General features: G+C 57.1%; 5 protein-coding genes. 2 read left to right on the top strand and 3 right to left on the bottom strand.

Features of this window, described 5'->3' with window-relative positions; translation table 11 throughout:
• Window positions 1-42 precede the first annotated feature (42 nt).
• Entirely contained in the window at window positions 43-666 is a 624-nt protein-coding gene (locus VNX23_RS23875) for a phasin family protein (protein ID WP_325634035.1), read from the top strand.
• 115 nt (window positions 667-781) lie between these two features.
• Here VNX23_RS23875 and VNX23_RS23870 read toward each other — a convergent pair whose 3' ends face one another.
• On the bottom strand, window positions 782-2107 hold the full coding sequence (locus tag VNX23_RS23870; RefSeq protein ID WP_325634034.1) for an MFS transporter: 1326 nt from the start codon (window positions 2105-2107) through the stop codon (window positions 782-784).
• 400 nt (window positions 2108-2507) lie between these two features.
• Between VNX23_RS23870 and VNX23_RS23865 the strand changes: the two genes are divergently transcribed.
• Entirely contained in the window at window positions 2508-3563 is a 1056-nt protein-coding gene (locus VNX23_RS23865) for a glycosyltransferase family 4 protein (protein WP_325634036.1), read from the top strand.
• Between the two features lie 120 nt (window positions 3564-3683).
• Here the strand turns inward: VNX23_RS23865 and VNX23_RS23860 are convergent, their stop codons facing one another.
• Both VNX23_RS23860 and VNX23_RS23855 read right to left on the bottom strand, forming a co-directional pair.
• A complete protein-coding gene (locus tag VNX23_RS23860; RefSeq protein WP_325634033.1) occupies window positions 3684-3965 on the bottom strand; it encodes a hypothetical protein in 282 nt (93 codons plus the stop codon).
• A 1492-nt stretch (window positions 3966-5457) separates the two neighbouring features.
• Window positions 5458-5649, bottom strand: a complete 192-nt coding sequence (locus VNX23_RS23855; protein WP_325634032.1) for a hypothetical protein — start codon at window positions 5647-5649, stop codon at window positions 5458-5460.
• Window positions 5650-6336: the final 687 nt, after the last annotated feature.

Raw genomic sequence — 6336 nt, 5'->3', positions numbered from 1 at the left:
CTAAGGACCTTTTGTGGTCGACCCGATCACCCGGAGTGTCAGATGAGCAAACGTAAACCGTCAAAGCACTCCCACAGCCCGAAAACCACGAAGGCTCAGCGGGCCGCTCAGGCTATTGTTAGAAGCCCAAGCGATAGTCGTCTGCGCTCGCTTGGGGCAGGCTCGACTGAACCTGCCCGGAAGCATAACAACAACCCAAAACAAGAAGCTCTCCCTGTTGAGCATCCCCCAACAGCCTTACAAACTGAATCGCGCCCAAAGCACAACGACCCAAAGCAAGACGCTCTGCTTGTTGAACATCCGGCGACAGCCTTACAAACTGAATTGCCGCCAAAGCACAACGACCCAGAACAAGAGGCTCTCCTTGTGAATCCGGCGACAGCCTTGCAAGATGACTGCAAACGGACGATGACGGATAACGAGTCAAAGAAAGCGCTTGATTTTTCTTCAGCCGCGGCAAATGTGCGGGCTTATCAAGCAAAGCTGCTGGAAATGGCACAAGCCAACATGCAATTTGCTTTTGAATTCGCTCAAAGGCTTGCGACGGTTAGGTCGCCCTTTGAATTTCCCAGTGTCATTGCAGAATTCACAAGCAAGCGGATGGCTATGTTCCGGAAGTATTCGAAAGAAATGGCTGAATTAACGACCAAGCGGTGGACACCGTAATGGCCCCGCACTGACCTAATAGCGTTGTCAGAGGGACGCATGGGGTCGTCCGTCAATTTTGGTCTCCTCCCGGCTTGCCGTCGGCGCGGATTCTTTCCCGAGTAACGACATTTCGCTAATGCGCCAGCGCCACTTCGCCCGATGATTGCTCTCGCTTCGCGTCAATACGCAGGCTCACGGCGACAGCTGCGCCAATTACAGCGCACCCGGCGAGCAGGAGCAGCCCGGCTGTGAAGCTGCCGGTTAGATCTTTTAGATAACCCATCGCAAATGGACCGGCGAAACCGGACAAATTGCCCAGCGAGTTGATTGCCGCGATGCCGGCTGCGGCCGACGCTCCGGTCAGGAAACTCGCTGGCAGCGGCCAGAACATCGGTGGCACCGCCGAGACGCCGATCTGTGCAAAGCAGAGCAGCGCCATAACAATGATCGGATTGGAAATGAGTCCGGACAATCCTATCCCAATCGCTGCCATCAGCAGCGCCACAGCGACGTGTCCTTTTCGCTCCATTGTGCGGTCGGAGTGACGACCGAGCAATACCATGCCTATGCCGCCGAAGATAAAAGGCAAAGCGGCCAGCAATCCCGTCTGGGCATCGCTCACGCCAAAGTTTTTTATGATTGTTGGCAAGAAAAACGCAACTCCGTAACTCGCCGCATTCAGGCAGAAATACACAAGAGCGCAAAACAAAATGCGGGCATCCGTGAGCGCCTGGAATAGAGAAAGATGTTCGACCTTCTCCTTGTTCCTCTTCTCCGTTGCTTGCACGTTCTCCAGCCAAGCAATTTCGTCTGCCTGCAGCCAGCGGGCCTGGCGCGGAAAATCGGTCAGATAGAACAGTACGCAAAGTCCTACCAGAACCGATGGCAGCGCCTCCAGAATGAACAGCCATTGCCAACCTTCCAACCCCCAGCCTGTAAGGTTCAGCAACATCCCGGAGATCGGGCTCCCAACGATAGATGAAATCGGGATGGCCAGCATGAAGAAGCTAACTACCCGAGCACGATACACCGCCGGAAACCACAAGGTCAGATAAAAGATGATGCCAGGAAAGAAGCCGGCCTCGCACGCGCCGAGTAATAAACGAAGGGTATAGAAAACCACTTCGTTCGAAGTGCCAGTCGCTCCTGCTATTGAAGGGATAAAGGCGAACGCAGCCGAAACGATCCCCCAGGAGATCATGATGCGCGCGATCCAAACCCGCGCTCCGACCCGCTCCAGAAAGATGTTGGAAGGCACCTCAAACAGAAAATAAGCAATGAAGAATAGTCCGGCTCCTAGTCCAAAAGCCGCCTCGCTGAAACCAAGCGCCTGGTTCATGTGGAGCTTGGCGAAGCTGACATTAACGCGATCGAGGTAGGCAACGAAGTAACATAAGATCAAAAACGGTATCAGTCGCCGCGTCACCTTTCCGATTGCACGCCTTTCTAGATCAAGCATGGGCGTCTCGTTTTTCCTTACGTTTGGCACTCCGGTGACTTTGGACGAGTTCTAAGCGTAACGTTCTCTGGTCCAGAGCGCTGTGGCCTTTTTCCGGAGGCCCATACCAAAGCGTTGCGCCGCACCTGTATCCCGGGAAGCCGCCAGCATCTTGCAACCGGATCGGGAAGGTCGCTGACCTCCGTCATGCATACTAAGCGCGCGGCGCCCAGACAGTTCCGATTGCTTTGGCTGATCGGCGTGGCGGGCAAGGTTGCAGGCCGCTTTGCGAATGACAAGCAGCAGACCGGGCCTGAACTACTTCGAACACGACATGGGCGGAACAGACTCGGCAGGCTCTTCATTGATCTCTGCGCCAATCGGCTCGTCGGATGGGCTTTTGGCCACGGATCACAACAGCATGCGGATTGCACAGATCGCTCCTTTGGCCGAAAGGGTCCCACCAAAACTCTACGGGGGTACAGAGCGGGTGGTGGCGTGGCTGATCGATGAACTAGTCGAGCTCGGACACGACGTGACCCTGTTCGCCAGCGGGGATTCCCGAACGCGCGGCAAGCTCCAGCCGGTCTGGCCCCGCGCGCTTCGCCTCGGCAGGCCGCGCTCGGATCCTGCAGCGGCGATGACGGCTCTGCTGGAGACGGTGGCTCAGCAGGCGGACAAATTCGACGTGGTACACGCCCATATCGATTGGCTGCACCTGCCGCTACTTTCCCGGCTTGGAGTGCCGTTTGTCACGACGATGCACGGACGGCTGGATCTACCGGGCCTTTCGGACGTGCTCCGCAATTTTCCCGGTGCGCCCTTTGTTTCCATTTCCGACAACCAGCGTTTGCCGCTGCGCTCAGCCAACTGGTTGGGGACGGTTTATCATGGTTTGCCGGCCGAAATGTTTCGCCCGAACTTCAGGAGAGGCTCTCATCTCGCTTTTCTTGGAAGGCTGACATCGGAGAAGGGGCCGGAAGCAGCAATCCGTATCGCAGAAGCGGCGGGAATGCCACTTCGCATCGCCGCAAAAGTACCGCGTGGCGAACGAGGGTATTTTAGCGAGCGTCTGCAGCCCCGGATCGACGGCACGCACATCCAGTTGAGCGGCGAAGTCGATGACGCGACCAAGGAGGGATTTCTGGGCGAAGCTGCGGCTTTGCTGTTTCCGATCAACTGGCCCGAGCCGTTTGGCCTTGTCATGATCGAAGCTATGGCGTGCGGGACGCCGGTCATCGCCTTTCGCTCCGGCTCGGTGCCAGAAGTGATAGATGACGGGGTGACGGGCTTTATCGTCGAAGGAGAAGAGGGGGCGGTCGAGGCAGTCAAACGCCTGGGCGCACTCGACCGGCGCAAGGTCCGCGCGCGTTTCGAACAGCGATTCACGGCAAAGCGGATGGCGCAGGACTATGTGCGGCTTTACCAGCAGCTATCGTGCGCCAGAACCGCGCCGCAATCGGCGTTGGCGGATTAGAAGGCTCGTCGCGTTTGTTTCTGGACTGCCCGAAATCAAGCCAAGCCGCATGTGCAGGCAGGCACCGCGCCTGTGGCGCCCCTGTAGGATGCGGCTTGGCTGCTCGCCAATACTCTTCAGCTAGCGAGGCGGCTTATTTGCGGGTGGACCGCTTTTGTTGCCGGGCATGCCCGGCATTTTGGCTGCATCCTGCACCGTGGAATTTTGCTGACCCGCTGATGTGCTCGAACCGACGGTGCCCTTCGCAGCAGGACCATTCTTGTTCCCTGGATATCCCGATACTCCCGCGCCGGAATTCTGTCCGCTCGGGGTCGAAACATTCGGGCTGTTGTTCGTCTGCGCCAGCGCAGGCAACGCTGTCACGGCCAGCGAGAACGCGATCGTACTTACAATTCTCTTCATTGCGCCAACCTCATCTTGTGACTCCCATGTAGCGAACGTCGCTCTGTCGACGAAGTTCCGGAGCGCCAGTCATGGCCTTCGCCCAAACTGAGCCCGAAGAACCAGAATCCGCTACTAAGCATGCGGTACGGCATCACAAAATGAGATCCCGTCATATGAGGGCAGGTACAACTATCGGAATGAGTTCCGGTGAAGGGCAGGGCGGGGGCCTGGCGGTCAGTCAGTTTCGCGCAAGCCTGCCGGAGGCCGAAGCCAGGGACATCCGCGACAAGGCCGCCGCGGCCCCCTCGCTATACCGACGGCGACGAAGCAGTTAAGCGGCCGATCATGGTTTGGACACGCTGTAGGTCCGCGCGATGTGCAACAGGCTGCCAGCGGGGAAACGCGCGTGCTGTTGCGGGCGCCGCAGTCCGGTGCTGCCGTATTCAGGCCCGCGTGTCCCAATTGGAATCCGCGAGTGTCCTAATTCGCCTTCATTAACTTTTCAATGTGTTCAATATTGACCAGCAACTTCCGATCCAGGAAAGCATACTGCCCCTGATCGATGCGTCCCATTTTCAGTCAGGTTCAAATGAGCAACTCACAACAGCGCCTCGCAATCGCCACCGCAGCGCGCCTTGCAGCCATCACCGACATGGAAGCTAATCTAGAAGCTCAATCAAGCGAATTAAACAGGCTACGTGACCAGCTCAGGAAAGCACAACTATCGGCCCGAGGATCGCGGCGCGCATATCCCACAGAAATTGCAAAGACGGCGAGTGGGATGAACGCACGGTTCCTGTAGCCTGGGCGAGGTAGCGGCCCCGCATCCCGTGGCGAAATCCCGGGCGATCGGCGACGCCAGCCTTGAGATCATCGAAACGTCGACAGCTTAGCTCTTGGCGATCTCGGTAGGGTTTCGCGAGCGGCGCGGCGGGACGGGCTGGGCATTGGGGGTAGGAGGTTGCCGGCCGGGCCGAGGCCCACCCCGACGGACAACGGGGCCCAAGATTGGCCTTGCGCATCGAGAGTGGGAGCTTGCGGAGATCATCCCCATCCATTGCCAGCACGTCAAAGGTACAAGGCTGGACTCCATCGTTGTGCTTGCCGGAATGCAGGGCGTTGAAATCGGAATAGCGTCAACCCAAGGATGACTGCCTCGCCGTCGATGACGAAATGCTTCTGGCGGTTCTTCAGCGCAGCTTCAACGATCCAGGGAAGCGCTTTGTCCAATCGTATCCGCGGCGCGTGATCAGCCGTACGCGATCGCCGTTGCGCTCAACACGCAAGCAATAGCCGTCGAACTCCAGCAGGAACCCTGGTTCCGGCAGTGGGAATGCAAAACTCAGAAGATTTAAGCACACAGCACAAATAGTGAGGCGTGCCGGAAGTTGCGAATAAAAGGGGCCGCGGCCTTGGCGCCCGGGGCCCTCAGTTTGTATCCAAGTAGGAAGCTTCGTTTGTGCCCCAATGTGCCGGTTTAATGTCCGGCTGTCTGTCCGATAAGTAACAGTCAGGCGGCATGCTGTTCTCGCTCAACGGATGATCGCTGTTTTTCGGTTCCCTGTTCGTAGTTCTGTGCGTACTTGTCGATAGCGTCGGCCCAAAGTCTCAGAAGCGAAGCCTGTTGCTGCAGCATCCTGCTTCCTGCATTCAGCCAAAAGTTGGTAGCAACGGCGAAACCTTTCTCGCGAACGTCTTCCATGGGTTGTTCTCCTTTTTTTGTCGCTCAGGGGCAACACAACGTGCCAAGACTTGTTTCATGAAATCGAACCAGCATGGGAGAGATGGTCCAGTGTCGGCAATGTTGTTCCGATTGCGGCCTCTCGTTGGGGGCGGCGCAAACGCATTGATCTGGATGTTACTTAATAACCCCTAGTGAGCGCGGCTTTCCTGTCCCAGTGGAAATCCGGTCGCACACCGGCGCCTCGCTTGCCGCAAGCTGTGCAGACAGGCCGCGGCTCGATATCCGAAAGCCGCAAGTCATCACCCCATCGGTCCGCCATGGCGGTGATGGTGTGACACACTTGTAATCAGCGCAATAAATCAGCACGCCATGCACGCCGGCGGAGCGCATTTCGGCAAACGTGATCTTCTGTGGCCGCTCCTGCATGCCACATGATCGCAGCGAGACTCTTGCGTCGCATCCTATTCTTCAAACTTTGTCACCGCTGTCTTCAATGTACGTCCAGCGTTTGCTTCTATGGTCCTCGCAGCTCTATTTGATCGTGGATGTTTTTCTGGTGACAGTTGGTCCGCTCGCGAAGCGTAATCCATGGGCGCGACAACGCACATTGGAGCAAAACTTTCCAAACATTGGTTGCGCCCGAGCAGTTGGAATATGTTTCTAAACATATTCTGGATAGCGAAACGATCGTCACAACAACGTAAT

The sequence above is a fragment of the Bradyrhizobium sp. genome, assembly GCF_035570375.1.
Lineage (GTDB): Bacteria > Pseudomonadota > Alphaproteobacteria > Rhizobiales > Xanthobacteraceae > Bradyrhizobium.
This window is presented reverse-complemented; position numbering and strand designations above follow the sequence as displayed.

Coding starts and splice junctions, on each gene's coding strand:
- VNX23_RS23875 (WP_325634035.1), top strand. CDS start 43: ATGAGCAAACGTAAACCGTCAAAGCACTCCCACAGCCCGAAAACCACG.
- VNX23_RS23870 (WP_325634034.1), bottom strand. CDS start 2,107: ATGCTTGATCTAGAAAGGCGTGCAATCGGAAAGGTGACGCGGCGACTG.
- VNX23_RS23865 (WP_325634036.1), top strand. CDS start 2,508: ATGCGGATTGCACAGATCGCTCCTTTGGCCGAAAGGGTCCCACCAAAA.
- VNX23_RS23855 (WP_325634032.1), bottom strand. CDS start 5,649: ATGGAAGACGTTCGCGAGAAAGGTTTCGCCGTTGCTACCAACTTTTGG.
- VNX23_RS23860 (WP_325634033.1), bottom strand. CDS start 3,965: ATGAAGAGAATTGTAAGTACGATCGCGTTCTCGCTGGCCGTGACAGCG.